Source organism: Limnospira fusiformis SAG 85.79, assembly GCF_012516315.1.
GTDB lineage: Bacteria > Cyanobacteriota > Cyanobacteriia > Cyanobacteriales > Microcoleaceae > Limnospira > Limnospira fusiformis.
The window spans coordinates 1,660,467-1,676,089 of the sequence record NZ_CP051185.1 but is presented as its reverse complement, the minus strand read 5'-3'; the positions used below and the strand labels follow the sequence as shown (position 1 = coordinate 1,676,089).

At 44.8% G+C, this 15,623-nt stretch carries 13 protein-coding genes; 7 read left to right on the top strand and 6 right to left on the bottom strand.

Annotated elements, in window-relative coordinates:
- The first annotated feature begins 223 nt into the window (after positions 1-223).
- Positions 224-1,111 (top strand): pentapeptide repeat-containing protein, encoded by an 888-nt coding sequence (locus tag HFV01_RS07960; protein WP_006624593.1) that lies wholly within the window; start codon positions 224-226, stop codon positions 1,109-1,111.
- A gap of 20 nt (positions 1,112-1,131) precedes the next feature.
- Entirely contained in the window at positions 1,132-1,455 is a 324-nt protein-coding gene (cutA, locus tag HFV01_RS07955; RefSeq protein ID WP_006624592.1) for a divalent-cation tolerance protein CutA, read from the top strand.
- A gap of 50 nt (positions 1,456-1,505) precedes the next feature.
- Here cutA and HFV01_RS07950 read toward each other — a convergent pair whose 3' ends face one another.
- Both HFV01_RS07950 and HFV01_RS07945 read right to left on the bottom strand, forming a co-directional pair.
- The gene (locus HFV01_RS07950) at positions 1,506-2,300 is read right to left on the bottom strand and encodes a Uma2 family endonuclease (protein ID WP_006624591.1); all 795 of its coding nucleotides are present in this window, start codon (positions 2,298-2,300) and stop codon (positions 1,506-1,508) included.
- Between the two features lie 165 nt (positions 2,301-2,465).
- On the bottom strand, positions 2,466-3,230 hold the full coding sequence (locus tag HFV01_RS07945; RefSeq protein WP_006624590.1) for a phycobilisome rod-core linker polypeptide: 765 nt from the start codon (positions 3,228-3,230) through the stop codon (positions 2,466-2,468).
- Positions 3,231-3,485: 255 nt separating this feature from the next.
- On the opposite strand from HFV01_RS07945, the gene HFV01_RS07940 reads away from it, so the two are divergent.
- Positions 3,486-4,859, top strand: a complete 1,374-nt coding sequence (locus HFV01_RS07940) for an MATE family efflux transporter (protein WP_187757704.1) — start codon at positions 3,486-3,488, stop codon at positions 4,857-4,859.
- Between the two features lie 245 nt (positions 4,860-5,104).
- Here the strand turns inward: HFV01_RS07940 and uvrB are convergent, their stop codons facing one another.
- Both uvrB and HFV01_RS07930 read right to left on the bottom strand, forming a co-directional pair.
- Positions 5,105-7,102 (bottom strand): excinuclease ABC subunit UvrB, encoded by a 1,998-nt coding sequence (gene uvrB / locus HFV01_RS07935; RefSeq protein ID WP_046320906.1) that lies wholly within the window; start codon positions 7,100-7,102, stop codon positions 5,105-5,107.
- Positions 7,103-7,180: 78 nt separating this feature from the next.
- On the bottom strand, positions 7,181-8,107 hold the full coding sequence (locus HFV01_RS07930) for a histone deacetylase family protein (RefSeq protein ID WP_006624587.1): 927 nt from the start codon (positions 8,105-8,107) through the stop codon (positions 7,181-7,183).
- 201 nt (positions 8,108-8,308) lie between these two features.
- Here HFV01_RS07930 and gyrA point away from each other — a divergent pair, with 201 nt between their 5' ends.
- A complete protein-coding gene (gene gyrA, locus HFV01_RS07925) occupies positions 8,309-10,957 on the top strand; it encodes a DNA topoisomerase (ATP-hydrolyzing) subunit A (RefSeq protein WP_006670378.1) in 2,649 nt (882 codons plus the stop codon).
- A gap of 381 nt (positions 10,958-11,338) precedes the next feature.
- Here gyrA and HFV01_RS07920 read toward each other — a convergent pair whose 3' ends face one another.
- Together HFV01_RS07920 and HFV01_RS07915 are read right to left on the bottom strand one after the other, a co-directional pair.
- Entirely contained in the window at positions 11,339-11,494 is a 156-nt protein-coding gene (locus tag HFV01_RS07920) for a hypothetical protein (protein WP_193520982.1), read from the bottom strand.
- A gap of 44 nt (positions 11,495-11,538) precedes the next feature.
- A complete protein-coding gene (locus HFV01_RS07915; protein WP_006670377.1) occupies positions 11,539-13,164 on the bottom strand; it encodes an alpha/beta hydrolase in 1,626 nt (541 codons plus the stop codon).
- 96 nt (positions 13,165-13,260) lie between these two features.
- Here HFV01_RS07915 and panB point away from each other — a divergent pair, with 96 nt between their 5' ends.
- From panB to HFV01_RS07900, 3 genes are read left to right on the top strand one after another with little or no spacing between them, the layout of a single operon-like run.
- A complete protein-coding gene (gene panB / locus HFV01_RS07910; RefSeq protein WP_006624583.1) occupies positions 13,261-14,037 on the top strand; it encodes a 3-methyl-2-oxobutanoate hydroxymethyltransferase in 777 nt (258 codons plus the stop codon).
- Positions 14,037-14,660: a flavin prenyltransferase UbiX gene (locus HFV01_RS07905; protein ID WP_006624582.1), complete on the top strand. Its 624-nt coding sequence runs from the start codon at positions 14,037-14,039 to the stop codon at positions 14,658-14,660. Before panB ends, HFV01_RS07905 begins: the two co-directional genes overlap by 1 nt.
- Before the next feature lie 55 nt (positions 14,661-14,715).
- On the top strand, positions 14,716-15,615 hold the full coding sequence (locus HFV01_RS07900) for a LapA family protein (RefSeq protein ID WP_006624580.1): 900 nt from the start codon (positions 14,716-14,718) through the stop codon (positions 15,613-15,615).
- The last annotated feature ends 8 nt before the right edge of the window (positions 15,616-15,623 follow it).

Here is a 15,623-nt window from a genome sequence, read left to right as displayed (position 1 = left end):
TTAACGGAAGTCCTTATCCAGAAAGGGTAGCTTATCACAGCCTAACTGGAGTGTATAAATTTTCCGGGGTTAGACCCTCGTTAACCCCACTCTCGGCCATAATTTCTCGTCCTACCCCCATAATTGCAACATTTCGACAGATTAAAACAACACAAAAATATAAAAACTTTGTGAAATTTCCGTGCTTAGATAAATAATCAGAGGTAGCCGGAGTTACTTTTTCATGAACGTCAGCCATCTTTTAAGACTTTACGAACAAGGCGAAACCGACTTTACAGGAGTCGATCTCAGTGGCGTAGACTTGACAGGGGTCATTCTCATAGGTGTTAATCTATCGAGAAGTAACCTGACGGGTGCTAACCTGACTCGCTCATTTTTAAGTCGTGTTAAGTTCAATGGTGCAAATTTACACCGTGCCAACCTGAGTTTTGCTAAAATGAACGAAGCCAAGCTGGTGGAGGCTGAGTTAACCAAAGCCAATCTCAACGGTACTTTTTTAGTCAAAGCTAAATTACCTGGTGTCCAACTCAGTGGCGCAAGTTTGGCGGGTGCTAATTTGCGTGGCGCTAGTCTCCCCAATTCTAACTTATGTGGTGCTAACCTGCAATTTGCTAATCTGCGGGGGGCTAATTTGACTGGCAGTGATTTGAGATATACTAATCTCAATGGTGTGCGACTCAGTGGCGCTAAGTTATTTGGAACCAGGCTCACTGATGTTAACTTGCAAAATGCTTATATGAATGGTGTTAATTTGAGTCGCCTAGATTTGAATGGTGTTAACTTGAGTAACGCTAGGCTTTGTGGTTCTAATTTGACCGGAACTAACTTGATTAGGGCTAATCTCAGTTCTGCTAAACTCCTAGGTTCCCAGTTAGAAAATGCCGATTTAAGAGGCGCTAATTTAGAAAATGCTTGCTTGAGTTATGCTGATCTGAATGGTTCTAAATTGTCGGGGGCTAATTTCCGAAATGCTGATTTGCGCGAGGCTAAATTACTGGGAGTCGAGGTAAAAGAGGCTAATTTCTGTGAGGCAATTTTACCGTTGTCTTTTCGCTTATATCTGGATTTAGAAAATTTCTGCTGTTTAACACTTTCTCAATCTCAAGTTTAGATGTTTGTGGTATAATTGATATGGTGGCTCAATATGGTATAGTATTAGTAACGGCAAGTTCCCGGACGGAAGCAGAGGCGATCGCCCATACTTTAGTCGAGGGAAAACTAGCCGCCTGTGTGGGTTTAATGCCCATCCATTCAGTTTACACCTGGAAAGGTGAGATCTGCTCATCCGATGAGTGGCAATTAATTATTAAAACTGACCTGAATCAGTTTGACGCTTTGGCTGCTAAGGTCGCCGAGGTTCATTCCTATGAAGTGCCGGAAATTATTGCCTTACCAATTGTCGCAGGTTCCCCCTCTTATTTACAATGGATTTCACAACAACTAGACCCCACATGACAGGGGCGAAATATTTACGCCCCTACCTAGTGGTTGAAAATTACTTTAAACTAATTGTCTAAAGGCTCAATACCAGCCTGGCGCAGTTGTTCCATGAAACGTTCAGCCCGTTGTCGTTCAGCATCAGCCCGTTGTCGTTCAGCTTCCACCCGTTGGCTTTCAACTTCAGCCCGTTGGCTTTCAGCTTCCACCCGTTGGCGTTCTTGGGCGACCAATTCAATACCCCAAAGCAGCAACTCTCCGGCTTCATTCCACCAGCGCAACCAGTAACCGTTACGGTTTTCGCGGGTTCCTTCCCAAACCCCTAAAAACAGTTCCATGGGAGCGATCGCATATCGTCCATCATCTAGTGGTTCTTGTATTTGATAGAATCCCTGTTCATCAAGGCGATAAAGTTCTAACTTACCAGTTTTGGGGTCAAAAATAGCATAGTAAGGGACCTCTAACACCCGTTCATAAAAGAACCATTTTCCTGGGGGATAGGTAGGCTTAATCGAATATTCCCCTCCGTCAGTATCAGAGAGAAATTCCATAACTATAATCGGACGCGCACCCTGCAACTCAGGAGTATAGCTGCGTTCAACCTGCGATCGCTCAACCCGAATTTCTGGAATAAACGCCCAGTCTGGGGCTTTCACCACAATTTTACCGTTGAGGGTGGCACAGATCCCATAATTGGTGGGCGTGATACTCAATGGGCTCAGTTTACCAGCCACAGCTAGACTATCAGTCAGGGCTACAGCTAAAGCCGGTTGATTAATATTGTCCACAGGATCGTCCGGTAGAATAAAATCATCGGGAAGTTTTTCCCAAGTAATCTCCAAGTCAACAATCCGGAGAGCCATAATACATTAGGGATGATTAACAATTATTGTTATTATAGCGATCGCCCCCACGAAAAATTCGCCGCCAAATGTTAGACATCAAGAGTTAACCATTGGGTCAAAAACTCCGAATATCTAACCGCTGGCAGCGACTGTCAATCCCAATTAAGTAAGGATTAGATCCTATTAGCGCTGACGGTAAGGAACCATGGTGTCAAAATTGATGCTACCAAGGGCAACGCGAGTTACTGTGTTGGCAGGACGAGAAACCTGTTTTGCCATAGCCAGGAAGTTGGCGGGATCGCCAGCTTTGGGTTGCTTCTCTTGGGGTACAAAGCGACGTACAGAAGTTTGCCAGATAACTTGGGGGAATCCCAACTGGGTCCGGTGGTATTCATTGTACCGGGGAGTCTTCAGGTTAAAGGGTGTTTCGCCCATATTGCGCTGAGGCAGAATCCGACGACGTTGATAAGGAACTGTATCATATCCGAAGTTATCCAGGTACTCGTCGCTATTGAGTAATTCCTCAATGAAGCCCTTGGGTCCTTTGTTAGCAATCACAATTGACCAAGCGATTTTTTCCCGTTCGTTGTAAACATCCCGGCCGAGAATTCGCTGAACGCACATTTCCGCAAAGCGGTAGTTGCTGTTGGTTTGGTAGTTTCTCTCCAAGAAAGGAGCCGAAGTCGCTAACCCACCAATGAAGTCACGGACGGTGATCTGACCAAACTTGAGTTGGGACTCAAGGAAGGTTTGGCGATTGCTTTTCAGCATTTGATGCTCACTAAAGATTTGCCGATAAGCCGCCCAGATCAGAGCGTCCCACTCAGAACCCGAAGGCATATTTTCAGCCGTATAAATTTGGGGCTGCTCATCACCTGGAACTTCATATCCAGCAACACGAGTATTGAAACTCGTTGTAGTGTAGCTTAATAATGGAAGGGGCACCATTAATCTCCTTATTCTCAAACGTCAGCATTGTTTATCAGTTGTCGCCAATGATCTATCCCAGGATGATTGGGATTTAGCACACTGGCATTAATATACCATGCTTACAGATTAGGGGATTGAGGCGATCGCAGTCTAACTTTTATGAAGCTCTGCAATAATATGTAACATTTTAGCAATCTTCCCCCAAACACTAATAGAGCCACTACCACCTACCGCCTAGCTTCAACCCTTTTTTTTTGGTAAACTTTTGTAAATATGCTCAAAGCCGCTGGCCCTATGAAAGGAACATTAACCCAAGGATCTGTTACATCTACCCTGATTAACCTCACTCTACCAATGATTTGGGGAGTGTTTGCCATTATTGCCTTTAGCCTAGCAGATACCTACTTCGTCGCTAAGTTGGGAACCCGACAACTAGCCGCGATGAGTTTTACCTTTCCAGTAGTCACCCTATTAGGAAGCGTATCTATGGGACTGGGGATAGGCGCTGCTTCTGTCATTGCTAGGGCTATTGGGGAGGGAGAACGCGATCGCGTCCGCCGCCTCACCACTAACTCTCTCAGTCTGTCTCTGCTTATGGTTAGTGTCTTAGTCGTCCTCGGTATCAGCACCATTAATCCCGTGTTTCAAGCCTTGGGAGCCAGTCCTGATATCTTGCCATTTATCCGCGAGTATATGACCATTTGGTATGGGGGTGTCATTTTTCTGGTGGTTCCTATGGTCGGGACTAGCGCCATTCGCGCGGCGGGTAATACCTTCGTTCCTAGTGTGATTATGACTGTCGCTGCTGTCGTTAATATTATCCTTGACCCGATATTTATCTTTGGCTTTGCTACTATACCAGCCATGGGACTGCGGGGAGCCGCGATCGCTACTGTTATCGGTCGTGCTACCACTTTAATCGCTTCCGTCTTATTCCTGCATTTCCGCGAAAAAATGCTCCTCTGGAAACTTCCCACCCCCAAAGACCTATTGTCCGACTGGCGACAAATTCTCCATGTTGGTATTCCCGCTACCGGAACCAATATGATTACCCCTATTTCTACCGCCGTCGTTACAGGTTTGGTCGCTACAGAGGGTGCCGAAGCCGTCGCTGGTTTTGGTATTGCTACCCGAGTCGAGGCTTTCGCTTTAATTGTGATTATGGCACTCTCTGCTAGTATTGGTCCTTTTGTTGGTCAAAATTGGGGCGCTCAACTTTATCATCGCGTACACACTGCTATCCGACAGTCTTTCCTGTTTTGTATATTTTGGGGAGTCCTATTAACTCTTATTTTGGCTGCTAGTTCTGAACAAATCGCTACCGCTTTTGATCAAAATCCCAATGTAGTCGCGATCGCTGCTAGTTACCTCACCCTCGTTCCCGTTAGTTATGGAACTATGGGTCTCATGTTCATCGCTAGTTCTACTTTTAATGCTTTGGGTAAGCCTTTACCATCTTTGATGATGACTATTACCCGGATGTTATTACTTTATGTTCCTTTGGCTTATTTGGGTAGTCTCTGGTGGGGAGTTAAAGGCATTTTTGTCGCCGCTTGTATTGCTAATTTACTTGTCGGTATTGGCGCTTATTTTTGGACTTGCAAAACTTGGCAATTGCGATCGGCTGATCCAGTTGTCCTAGAATAGCTTTTTTTTAAAAAAATGGCCCGGCCGCCCAAGTGAAAAGGGGTTGACAGGGCGGCGCTAGTCGGCTATGATAGGAGTATGTTACATAATGGGATGTAAGCAAAAATAATATTTTCGCAACTATTCCCATTATCCTATAGTATAGCACGGACTCCCCCAAAAAGATAGGGTTTTCTGAAAAAAAAAGCGCGGGGGCCGCCCAGAAAATTTTTTTTTTGGCCCAGCCGCTGAGTCCTAAAAATCAATTAACGACCAACTAATTTATCGCGTAAAATGCGAATGCGATCGCGAAATTGAGCCGCCTCCTCAAACTCCAACTGTTGCGCCGCCTGCTTCATGCGAACCTCCAACTGTTGAATTAAAGTTGGTATTTCTTCCAAGGGTAAATCATCCACCTGTGGACAAGGCAGATCAATTTGTTGATAATTTAAGCGTCTGGAGACATCCAAAAACGCCAAAATGGCATTACTGGAAGTTTTGTGAATAGATTTAGGGGTAATGCCATATTTTTGATTATACTCCAACTGAATTGTTCGCCGTCGGTTAGTTTCGGCGATCGCCGCCCTCATGCTGTCAGTCATATTATCAGCATACAAGATAGCCTGACCGCGAACGTGGCGCGCCGCCCTCCCAATAGTTTGAATAAGGGACCTTTCCGTCCGCAAAAAACCTTCCTTATCCGCATCAAAAATAGCCACCAGAGACACCTGTGGTAAATCCAAACCTTCCCGCAATAAATTCACCCCAATTAACACATCAAATTCGCCTTCTTGTAAAGACTGAAGAATCTCAATGCGCTGAATCGACTGTATTTCCGAATGTAGATATCTGACCCGAATACCCCTCTCTTGCAAATACTCAGTTAAATCCTCCGCCATACGCTTAGTTAAAGTCGTAACCAAAACCCGTTCATTCCTGGGGATTCTCTCTTGAATTTCAGCGATTAAATCATCAACCTGTCCTGTGGTTGGGCGGACAAATATTTCCGGGTCAACTACCCCCGTTGGTCGAATAACTTGTTCAACCACCTGACCTTGAGATTGTGCAATTTCCCAATCTCCTGGTGTCGCCGAGACCAAAATACACTGTTTAACTTTTTGCCAAAATTCCTCAGATTTCAAGGGTCGATTATCCGCCGCACTAGGAAGACGAAAACCATGTTCAATTAGCACCTTTTTTCTGGCTTGGTCGCCATTGTACATAGCCCGAATTTGAGGAACCGTCACATGAGACTCATCGACCACCAATAACCAATCATCCGGGAAATAGTCCACCAAACACTCAGGAGGAGAACCGGGAAGCCTTCCAGCGAGGTGACGAGAGTAGTTTTCCACACCATTACAATATCCGACTTCTCGCAGCATTTCCAAGTCATAGCGAGCGCGTTGATCTAGGCGTTGGGCTTCTAAAAGTTTACCAGCTTTTTCTAATTCGGCTAACTGTTGTTTAAGTTCAGCAGCAATAGCATCACAAGCAGCATCTAACCTATCTCCCGGTGTCACAAAGTGGCGGGCGGGGTATATATTTAATGTGTCTAAACTCTGTAAGACTTCTCCGGTTACGGGGTCAATATAACGAATTGCATCAATTTCATCCCCGAAAAATTCTACCCTAATTATACGGTCTTCATAGGCGGGTCCAATTTCTAAGACATCTCCGCGAACTCGGAAGCGTCCGCGAGTGATTTCCGTGTCATTGCGGGTATATTGAATAGAGGCTAGGTCTCGCAAAAGTTGGCGTTGGTCTAGGTCTTCTCCCACCCGTAGGGGAATGGCTGCGTTCAGGTATTCGGTGGGTATTCCTAACCCGTAAATACAGCTAATGGAAGCTACAACAATTACATCTCGCCTTTCAAATAAAGACCGAGTAGCTGAGTGTCTCAGCATATCAATTTCATCGTTAATTGAGGCGGTTTTTTCTATATAAGTATCGGAGACAGGAATATAGGCTTCCGGTTGATAATAGTCGTAATAGCTGATAAAGTATTCAACGGCATTGTTAGGGAAAAATTCCCGCAGTTCATTGCAGAGTTGGGCGGCGAGGGTTTTGTTGTGGGCGAGGACTAGGGTGGGGCGACCTAATTCGGCGATGGTGGCGGCAATGGTAAAGGTTTTTCCGGTTCCAGTTGCGCCTAAGAGGGTGGTTTTAGGATGACCGGATTTGATGCTTTGAATTAATTGGGCGATCGCTAATGGTTGATCTCCTGTAGGTTGAAAGGGTGCTTTTAACTCAAATTTGACCATAGTTCAATTTGATATGATTCCGATCATATCTGATAGTTGGTTGTTGTGGGAGTTAATGGCTGACCAGACTGGGAGGGATTAATGATTTAAACAGGACTCTATAGTTGCCACTACCGAATCCGCCAAACTTTTCAAATCATATCCCCCTTCTAATCCTAACACAATTTTTGTAGTTATTTGGCAGCAATAATCTGTAAATATCCCAAAATCTTGCGGTTGTAAGGAAATACTGGCTAAGGGGTCAGCTTGATTGGCATCATATCCAGCACTGATAATTAATAAATCTGGCTGAAAACTTTGTAAAAAAGGGATCACTTGATTTTCAAAAGCTGGCTGGTATAATGCCATGGTACTACCTGGAGACATGGGGATATTTAAAACATTATTATATTGACCTTTTTCTTGGGGGTAGCCAGTTCCGGGATAACAGGGGGACTGATGAAGGGAACAGTAAGCCATTTGGGGGTGATTTTCGACCAGGCTTTGGGTTCCGTTACCGTGGTGAACGTCCCAATCAAGAATAGCAACTCGATTGACTCCTGGCTGTTGAATGGCATAATGAGCAGCGATCGCCGCATTAGAAAACAAACAGAAACCCATCCCCCGACCCGCTTCGGCATGATGTCCGGGGGGACGGGCTAAAATAAAACTAGGTCTGGCGGTAGTCAAAGTGCGATCGACACCATCTAACCAAGCACTGATCGCCAATAGCGCCACCTGGTAACTCTCCTCAGAAATGGGAGTATCGCCGTCAAGATGGCCGCCGCCAGCACTGGCAATATTTTTAATCCTGTCAATATGGGAGTCGGTGTGAACAGCCTTGAGGACTTGCATAATCAGACTGTGGCGTTCTTTTAGCGGAGTGGGTGATAACCAAGTCAGTTGGTCACGCCAGGGGGTGGCCCGCAAACCTTGGACGATCGCTTTGAGGCGTTCGGGTCGTTCTGGATGAAATAAACCCGTTTTGTGTTCCAGAAATTCGTCAGAGTAGATAACAGTTAACATTGACCGTGCCGGGGCTAACAACAGGGGACAAAAAGGCAATAGGGCCGAGAGGGATTCCCATCGAAAATATGTGCAAAGTATGCTATAATTTTATAGCCTAGTCGCGCCTTTTCAAATAATAATCGAAAATCAATTTATTTGATCTGAATTATTTCACAAAAAAGCGACGGTTTTTGCAATATTAATGGAGTTTTAAATTCTATGAGCGCTTCCGAATCCCGAATTATCCCAACGGATTTGCGGAACGAGATGCAGCAATCCTATCTCGAATACGCCATGAGCGTCATTGTAGGTCGGGCGCTGCCAGATGCCAGGGATGGGTTTAAACCAGTCCATCGTCGCATCCTGTATGCCATGAATGAACTAGGCCTAATGCCCGATCGCCCCTTTCGGAAGTGCGCCCGGGTGGTAGGGGAGGTTCTGGGGAAATATCACCCCCACGGTGATACAGCCGTCTACGATGCCCTAGTGCGGATGGCCCAGGAATTTTCGATGCGATCGCCCCTAATTCAAGGTCACGGGAACTTTGGGTCTGTCGATAATGACCCCCCCGCCGCCATGCGATACACAGAATGTCGCCTGCACTACCTGACCTCCGAAGCCATGTTGCGGGATATCGACTCCGATACCGTAGATTTTGGCGATAACTTTGACGGTTCCCAACAAGAACCCCTAGTGCTTCCGGCCCGCATTCCTCAACTGTTGCTCAACGGTTCCTCCGGTATCGCCGTCGGAATGGCAACTAACATCCCCCCCCATAACCTCAATGAGTTAGTCGATGGCTTAGTCGCGCTAATTCATAACCCCGAAATTACTGATACTGAACTAATGCGCTATATTCCCGGTCCTGACTTCCCGACCGGGGCGAAAATTCTCGGAAGGTCTGGTATTCGGGAAGCCTACACCACCGGACGGGGTTCTATCACCATGCGGGGAGTTGCCCAAATTGAAACCATTGAACACCGAGGACGACCAGACCGGGAAGCTATTATCATCACTGAGTTACCCTACCAAACCAATAAAGCCGCTTTAATCGAAAAAATCGCCGAAATGGTGAATGAGAAGCGCCTGGAGGGGATATCAGATATCCGAGATGAAAGCGATCGTGAAGGGATGCGGATCGTCGTGGAACTCCGACGAGATGCCTATCCTAGGGTGGTTCTCAACAACCTTTATAAACAAACTCCCCTTCAGACCAACTTCGGCGCTAATATGTTAGCCCTAGTTAACGGAAAACCAGAATTGCTTACCCTCAAGCGATATCTCCATGTTTTCCTAGACTTCCGCATCGACACTATCCGGCGGCGTACTGAATATGAAAAACGCAAAGCTGAAGAACGTGATCACCTCCTGCAAGGACTATTAATTGCTCTCGATAATCTTGATGCAATTATTGCCCTAATTCGCCATGCTGCTGATAGCCCTACAGCTAAACAGGAGTTAATCGAAAGGTTCGGACTTTCTGAACCACAAGCTGATGCTATTTTACAAATGCAACTGCGACGTTTAACCGCCTTGGAAGCTCAGAAAATTGAACAAGAACATCAAGAACTTTTGGCGAAAATTGCTGACCTAAACGATATTTTAAATCGCCGAGAACGGATTTTAGAAATTGTTGAACAGGAAGCTCAAGAAATTAAACAACGTCACGGCACACCCCGACGGACCGAAATTGAACTCGAAGAAAGTGAGCTAGAAGATACCGATTTGATTGCTAATGAAAAAGCAATTATTCTTCTCACTGAACAAGGGTACATTAAACGGATGCCCGTTAATACTTTTGAGGCTCAAAATCGCGCCACTCGCGGTAAATCTGGAACTAAAATGAAGGAGGATGATGGGGTTAAACATTTCTTGAGTTGTTGCGACCATGACAGTATTATGTTCTTTACTGAACGGGGGGTTGCTTACTGTTTAAAAGCCTATCAAATACCTATCGGCTCCCGCATCGCTCGGGGGGTTCCGATTGTGCAAATGTTACCAATTCCTCGGGATGAGAAAATCACCTCTTTGGTGGCGGTTGGGGAATTTAGTAACGATGAATATTTGGTGATGCTAACTAAGGGGGGTTACATCAAAAAAACTGCCCTTTCCGCTTTTAACAATATCCGTTCTAATGGCATAATTGCGATTTCCTTAAATGAAGGAGATGAGTTGCGTTGGGTACGCAGTGCTAAGGTGGATGATAGCGTTATTATCGGTTCTCGCCTGGGTATGGCTATTCATTTCCACACTGATGATAAACAATTACGACCCCTCGGTCGCGCTACCCGTGGGGTTAAAGCTATGAAACTAAAACCAGATGATGAACTCATTGGGATGGATATTCTCCCTAGTTTCATTGTGGCTAGTATTCCTAAATTGGGGGGTGAAGAAACGGAAATAGAAGAGGAGGAAAATACTACCGTTGAAGAGGTGGATGATACGGAATCTGAAGAGATAGCTACTACTGAAGTTGAACCTGATGGGGTTTCTATTTTGGTCATTACTACTAGGGGTTATGGAAAACGAGTTCCTGTGTCTCAATTCCGCTTACAAAATCGCGCCGGAAAAGGCATTATTGCTACTAAGTTTAAACCCCATTTATCTGGTGATTGTGTGGTGGCGCTTCAGGTGGTACATAATACTGATGAATTGATGTTAATTACTAGCCGGGGGATTATTATTCGTCAGGTGATTAGCGCTATTTCTCGACAGTCCCGCAATGCTACAGGGGTGCGGGTACAACGCTTAGATAAGGAAGATGCGATCGCTGCTGTGGCTTTAGTCCCTTTATCCGGTGAAGGGGACGATACCGAAGTTGATGTTGACCCTAATACTGACGTTGAACTTCAAGAAGTCAATAACTGAACTCTGACAACCTAGAAACCCTACTCCCCCCATTTCCTCCTAATAGGTCTGGTTAGGGGGGAGTTTTTCATATATCAATTCAATATATCAATTCAATATATCAATTAACAATTTGAGCAAGTCCATCAATACAAAAAAGTTGCACAAATCGGATATAAAAATCTGACAATATCGGTTATAATCAGATTAGAAACCTAAGTAGTGTGCTTTCCAATCGATATAACAAAAGTCATGGCGGGTTTTCCTGCCTGACTTTTGCTATATTGACTACGTTGGGTCAATTGACCTCTGTTGGGTTTCACCCAACCTACGTTGGGTCAATTGACCTCTGTTGGGTTTCACCCAACCTACTACTCTCTTTGTTGGGTTTCACCCAACCTACTACTCTCTTTGTTGGGTTTCACCCAACCTACGTTGGGTCAATTGACCTCTGTTGGGTTTCACCCAACCTACTACTCTACTACTCTCTTTGTTGGGTTTCACCCAACCTACATTTTCCGTTTCACCCAACCTACTACTCTCTTTGTTGGGTTTCACCCAACCTACATTTTTGTCAAGGGTCAATATTTATTTATGTCATTTTATTTAACTCCTAGCTTCTGGTCAGGAGTCGGTAATATCAAATGGATAGGATAAGCAGCATCACTGATATGGATAGCGTAAGCGGCTTGTAAATATTGCTCATATTCAGGATTATTAGTTATGTGGGTTTGGAAAAATGCTACACTTAGACTTTTCATATATCCCCGAGAAATTTCTGTGGCTGGACGAGTTAAACCTCCTAAGTTGGGTATGGCTTCAGCCGTGTATTGATTCATATCAAAAAAGTGACTATCTTTTTCTTTAAAAACTAAATATCGGTGGGAATTGGTTAACCAATTAAAAGCTGGGATTTGTTCTAATACTGCTGGTGCTAATATATCCAAGCCACTGGCTACCATCATCACCGGGATTTGGATTTGATTGATGCTTGCTTCTCCTAAGATACTACTATTTAAAGGGTTTATAAGTAAGATAGCATTAACTCTTTCATCTCTCAAGTTGGTGTCGGTTTGCGGTAATTCTAGGGCGCGACACTGGAGAAACAAGGAAGGATTAACGGAAAAGTTATCTTGATTGCAGTCGATTTTCAGTTGTGCAAAATTCAGCGGCGCACCCCCTAAGACTAAAGCTGTATAGCCTCCGAGAGAATGTCCGAGAACTCCGACATTATCCAAGTTAAGGCGATCGCTTAAATCTCCACGATTTAATGATTCCAGATAATCTAATACTTGGGAAATGTCAAGGGGTCTGTCTATAAATTCTCGCGGGTTAAACATATCTGATACTTTCCCAATTAACAAGTCTTGGAATTGCTGAAAATCGCTACCAGTGTGCTGAGGAACAGCTACGGCGAAACCATAGGAGGCTAAATGGCGCGCGAGGTATTCAAAGCGACTGCGGTCTGATGCTAAACCATGAGATATGATTAAAGTGGGGATATTACTATCAGTAGTTTCCGGGAGGTATAAATCAAAATTAAATTGGCGATCGCGAATTGAATCACTAACTCTATAGGTGTATTTAGAACTTGGAAAATTTCCGGGTTTTCGTAAGTCGCGCCATTGACTAAAATCAATATTTCCAGCAGTTTGTCCTTGGGAAGATGCCAGTCTTTTGATGTCGGCAATTATATCATTAGTTGACTCAATTAAAATCGCTACATTAGTTAATGCTTGTAAAGCCTCATTTAGGTTCATATAAATACTAGGACTAGGAAACTCTCGCATCATATCAATGAGGGTAAATCCGTCGGGGAGACTACTGGCTGATACCATGGCATTTCGGATGGCATCTGCGCCATTAGCACCGGGTTCGGTTTCGATAATATCTCCCATCTGAATTAAAAAATCTGCTACCATCGGAGAACTCAATAAATGCCTGATTTCGGCATCACTAAACTGATAACGTCTCGCTAATATGTCCCGCAGTTGTGTCTGGATTTTGGGACTCAATAAATTGGCGACATTATCTAACTTGTGATTTTCGGAATGGTCGGGCGGATTTTCGATATAAGTTTCTAAAACATCGACAGGTATAGAAACATCTCTATTTCCGATGGAAAAACGCAAAAAATCAGCGGCTTGAGTGGGGGTAGCGATCGCTACCAGGGTGGAGACCCCTAGAGTGATCAACTTGAGACCAAGTATTATATAATTGGGCTGCATTAGTATTCTCAGTGTGAAACTTAGGATGAGACAGTGGTTCAGTTTTTGATAAAATCAAGACTCTGCAACCTGTAATCCCTAAACCTACAAACAATTATGGCAGTAACCACCCAACAATTAATCGATTGGAAACAGCAGGGACACCAAATTACCATGCTAACTGCTTATGAGTATGCGATCGCCAAAATTATCGACCAAGCAGGTATTGATATTATTCTAGTCGGTGATTCCCTAGCCATGGTCGGTTTAGGTTACGAAACCACCCTACCGCTAACCCTTGAGGAAATGTTGCACCACGCCAAAGCAGTGCGTCGGGCGGTGGTAAGATCCCTATTGGTAGTGGATTTACCATTTTTGACCTACCAGGAAAGTCCCCAACAGGCGATTCATTCAGCCGGACGGGTATTGAAAGAAACAGGAGCATCCGCCGTAAAGTTAGAAGGGGGCTATGATGAAATGGCTAATACAGTCAGCGCCTTAGTCAAAGTGGGTATTCCCGTTATGGGTCATGTCGGCTTAACTCCCCAGTCTGTACATCAATTGGGAGGGTATCGCCAACAAGGTAAAACCACAGTGGCAGCAGAACGTATTTTATCAGAAGCGATCGCCTTACAACAAGCGGGAGCCTTTGCTATAGTCCTGGAACATATCCCCAAGGACTTGGCGGCGGAAATTACCCAACAACTAACCATTCCCACTATCGGTATTGGCGCGGGTCCTTACTGCGACGGACAAGTGCTGGTAACCTCTGATATATTGGGATTAACCCCCTGGCAACCACCCTTTGCCAAAAAATACGCTAACCTGCACGATACCATTACCAACGCCGTGACACAATTCTGCACAGAAGTTCAACAAGGGAAGTTTCCCTAATGACCACCTCGACCAGACCCCTGATTATTGGCGTTTCCGGTGCTTCGGGACTCATTTATGCAGTCCGCGCCTTAAAATACCTGCTACAAGCCGATTATGCTATCGAATTGGTAGCCTCCAAGTCTTCCTACATGGTATGGCAAGCGGAGAATAATTTGCAAATGCCTGGAGATAGCGCGCGCCAGGAGTTATTTTGGCGACAACAAGCCGGGGTGGAAACCGGGGGAAAACTGCGTTGTCATCCTTGGCAGGATGTAGGCGCTAATATTGCTAGTGGTTCCTTTCGCACTATCGGTATGATCGTCATTCCCTGTAGTATGAGTACAGTGGCTAAAATTGCCCAAGGTCTCAGTTCCGATTTACTTGAACGGGCGGCAGATGTACAATTAAAAGAAGGTAGAAAATTGGTAATTGTGCCACGGGAAACTCCCCTAAGTCTTATCCATCTGCGAAATTTGACTACTTTAGCAGAAGCAGGCGCGCGGATTGTCCCGGCTATCCCCGCTTGGTATCATCATCCCCAAACTATTGAGGATTTGGTAGATTTTGTGGTAGCGCGAACCCTCGATCAATTTGAGATTGATTGTGTACCTTTGCGTCGGTGGAAACCTGATGAATTCTGAGGGAATTTCCTAATTAGTTATTGATATTTTCGATTTCGATGGGGTTATTTATGTGATGTCTGGAAAAAGTGCGATCGCTATTTTGATTATAGTCGGTGGTTTGATATTGTTCACCATACAAAATCTTTCCCCCGCCATATCTTTAGTATTTTTAGGGATGCAATTACCCACTTTACCTTTGTCGGTGTGGCTACTAATTGCCCTCTTCATCGGTATATTCACCTCTCTGATGATTGCCAGTTTATTCCAACTCTCTTACACCCCCTCTCCGTCACGTCCTCAAGCCAGTAAAAAACCTATACAACCATCCCCCCAACCTAACCCACCTGATCCAGCAATTCCCCCGTCACCACAAGCCGATGATTCGGAGTGGGATAATTTGCAATCTGAACTAGAATTAGAACCGGAAAATCAACCCCCTATCCCTACCCCCAAAAATCAATCCCCCAAAACTCACAAAAATAGTGATGATTGGGAAACCGAAGTCCGCCAAGTTAGCGATAGTTGGGATGAAAATAATAGCGATCGCCAAAATGAACCAGAAACCCCACCCGTTAGACAAACTACCCCCAAACCATCAGAATCAGAATCCTGGAATAAACGCGATATCAATCCCCTAAACTCTCCTAATACTGATGAAGATTGGGATAATTTACCTCCCCAGAATGCACCAACCACCCCCACTTCTCCACCCCCAGAAAACACCCCCACCACCACTCCCACACCCCCAGAAAACACCGGAAAAACCTTTGAAGTACAGCAACAACCTCAAAAAGAATCCTGGTCAGGTTCCGTCTATTCCTTCAATTATAAAGACGGTCAAAATTCCGGTGCTGGTCGTACCGAATCAGTTTATGATGCAGACTATCGCCTAATTAATCCCCCTTCTCCCCCTACCAAAATTCAATCTGATGAGGAAGATTGGGGTTTTGATGATGAGGATGAAATCGGCTAAAATTATCT

Excerpts from the sequence above, each read along its gene's own strand:
- HFV01_RS07960 (WP_006624593.1), top strand. The coding sequence starts at position 224 with ATGAACGTCAGCCATCTTTTAAGACTTTACGAACAAGGCGAAACCGAC.
- cutA (WP_006624592.1), top strand. The coding sequence starts at position 1,132 with ATGGTGGCTCAATATGGTATAGTATTAGTAACGGCAAGTTCCCGGACG.
- HFV01_RS07950 (WP_006624591.1), bottom strand. The coding sequence starts at position 2,300 with ATGGCTCTCCGGATTGTTGACTTGGAGATTACTTGGGAAAAACTTCCC.
- HFV01_RS07945 (WP_006624590.1), bottom strand. The coding sequence starts at position 3,230 with ATGGTGCCCCTTCCATTATTAAGCTACACTACAACGAGTTTCAATACT.
- HFV01_RS07940 (WP_187757704.1), top strand. The coding sequence starts at position 3,486 with ATGCTCAAAGCCGCTGGCCCTATGAAAGGAACATTAACCCAAGGATCT.
- uvrB (WP_046320906.1), bottom strand. The coding sequence starts at position 7,102 with ATGGTCAAATTTGAGTTAAAAGCACCCTTTCAACCTACAGGAGATCAA.
- HFV01_RS07930 (WP_006624587.1), bottom strand. The coding sequence starts at position 8,107 with ATGTTAACTGTTATCTACTCTGACGAATTTCTGGAACACAAAACGGGT.
- gyrA (WP_006670378.1), top strand. The coding sequence starts at position 8,309 with ATGAGCGCTTCCGAATCCCGAATTATCCCAACGGATTTGCGGAACGAG.
- HFV01_RS07915 (WP_006670377.1), bottom strand. The coding sequence starts at position 13,164 with ATGCAGCCCAATTATATAATACTTGGTCTCAAGTTGATCACTCTAGGG.
- panB (WP_006624583.1), top strand. The coding sequence starts at position 13,261 with ATGGCAGTAACCACCCAACAATTAATCGATTGGAAACAGCAGGGACAC.
- HFV01_RS07905 (WP_006624582.1), top strand. The coding sequence starts at position 14,037 with ATGACCACCTCGACCAGACCCCTGATTATTGGCGTTTCCGGTGCTTCG.
- HFV01_RS07900 (WP_006624580.1), top strand. The coding sequence starts at position 14,716 with ATGTCTGGAAAAAGTGCGATCGCTATTTTGATTATAGTCGGTGGTTTG.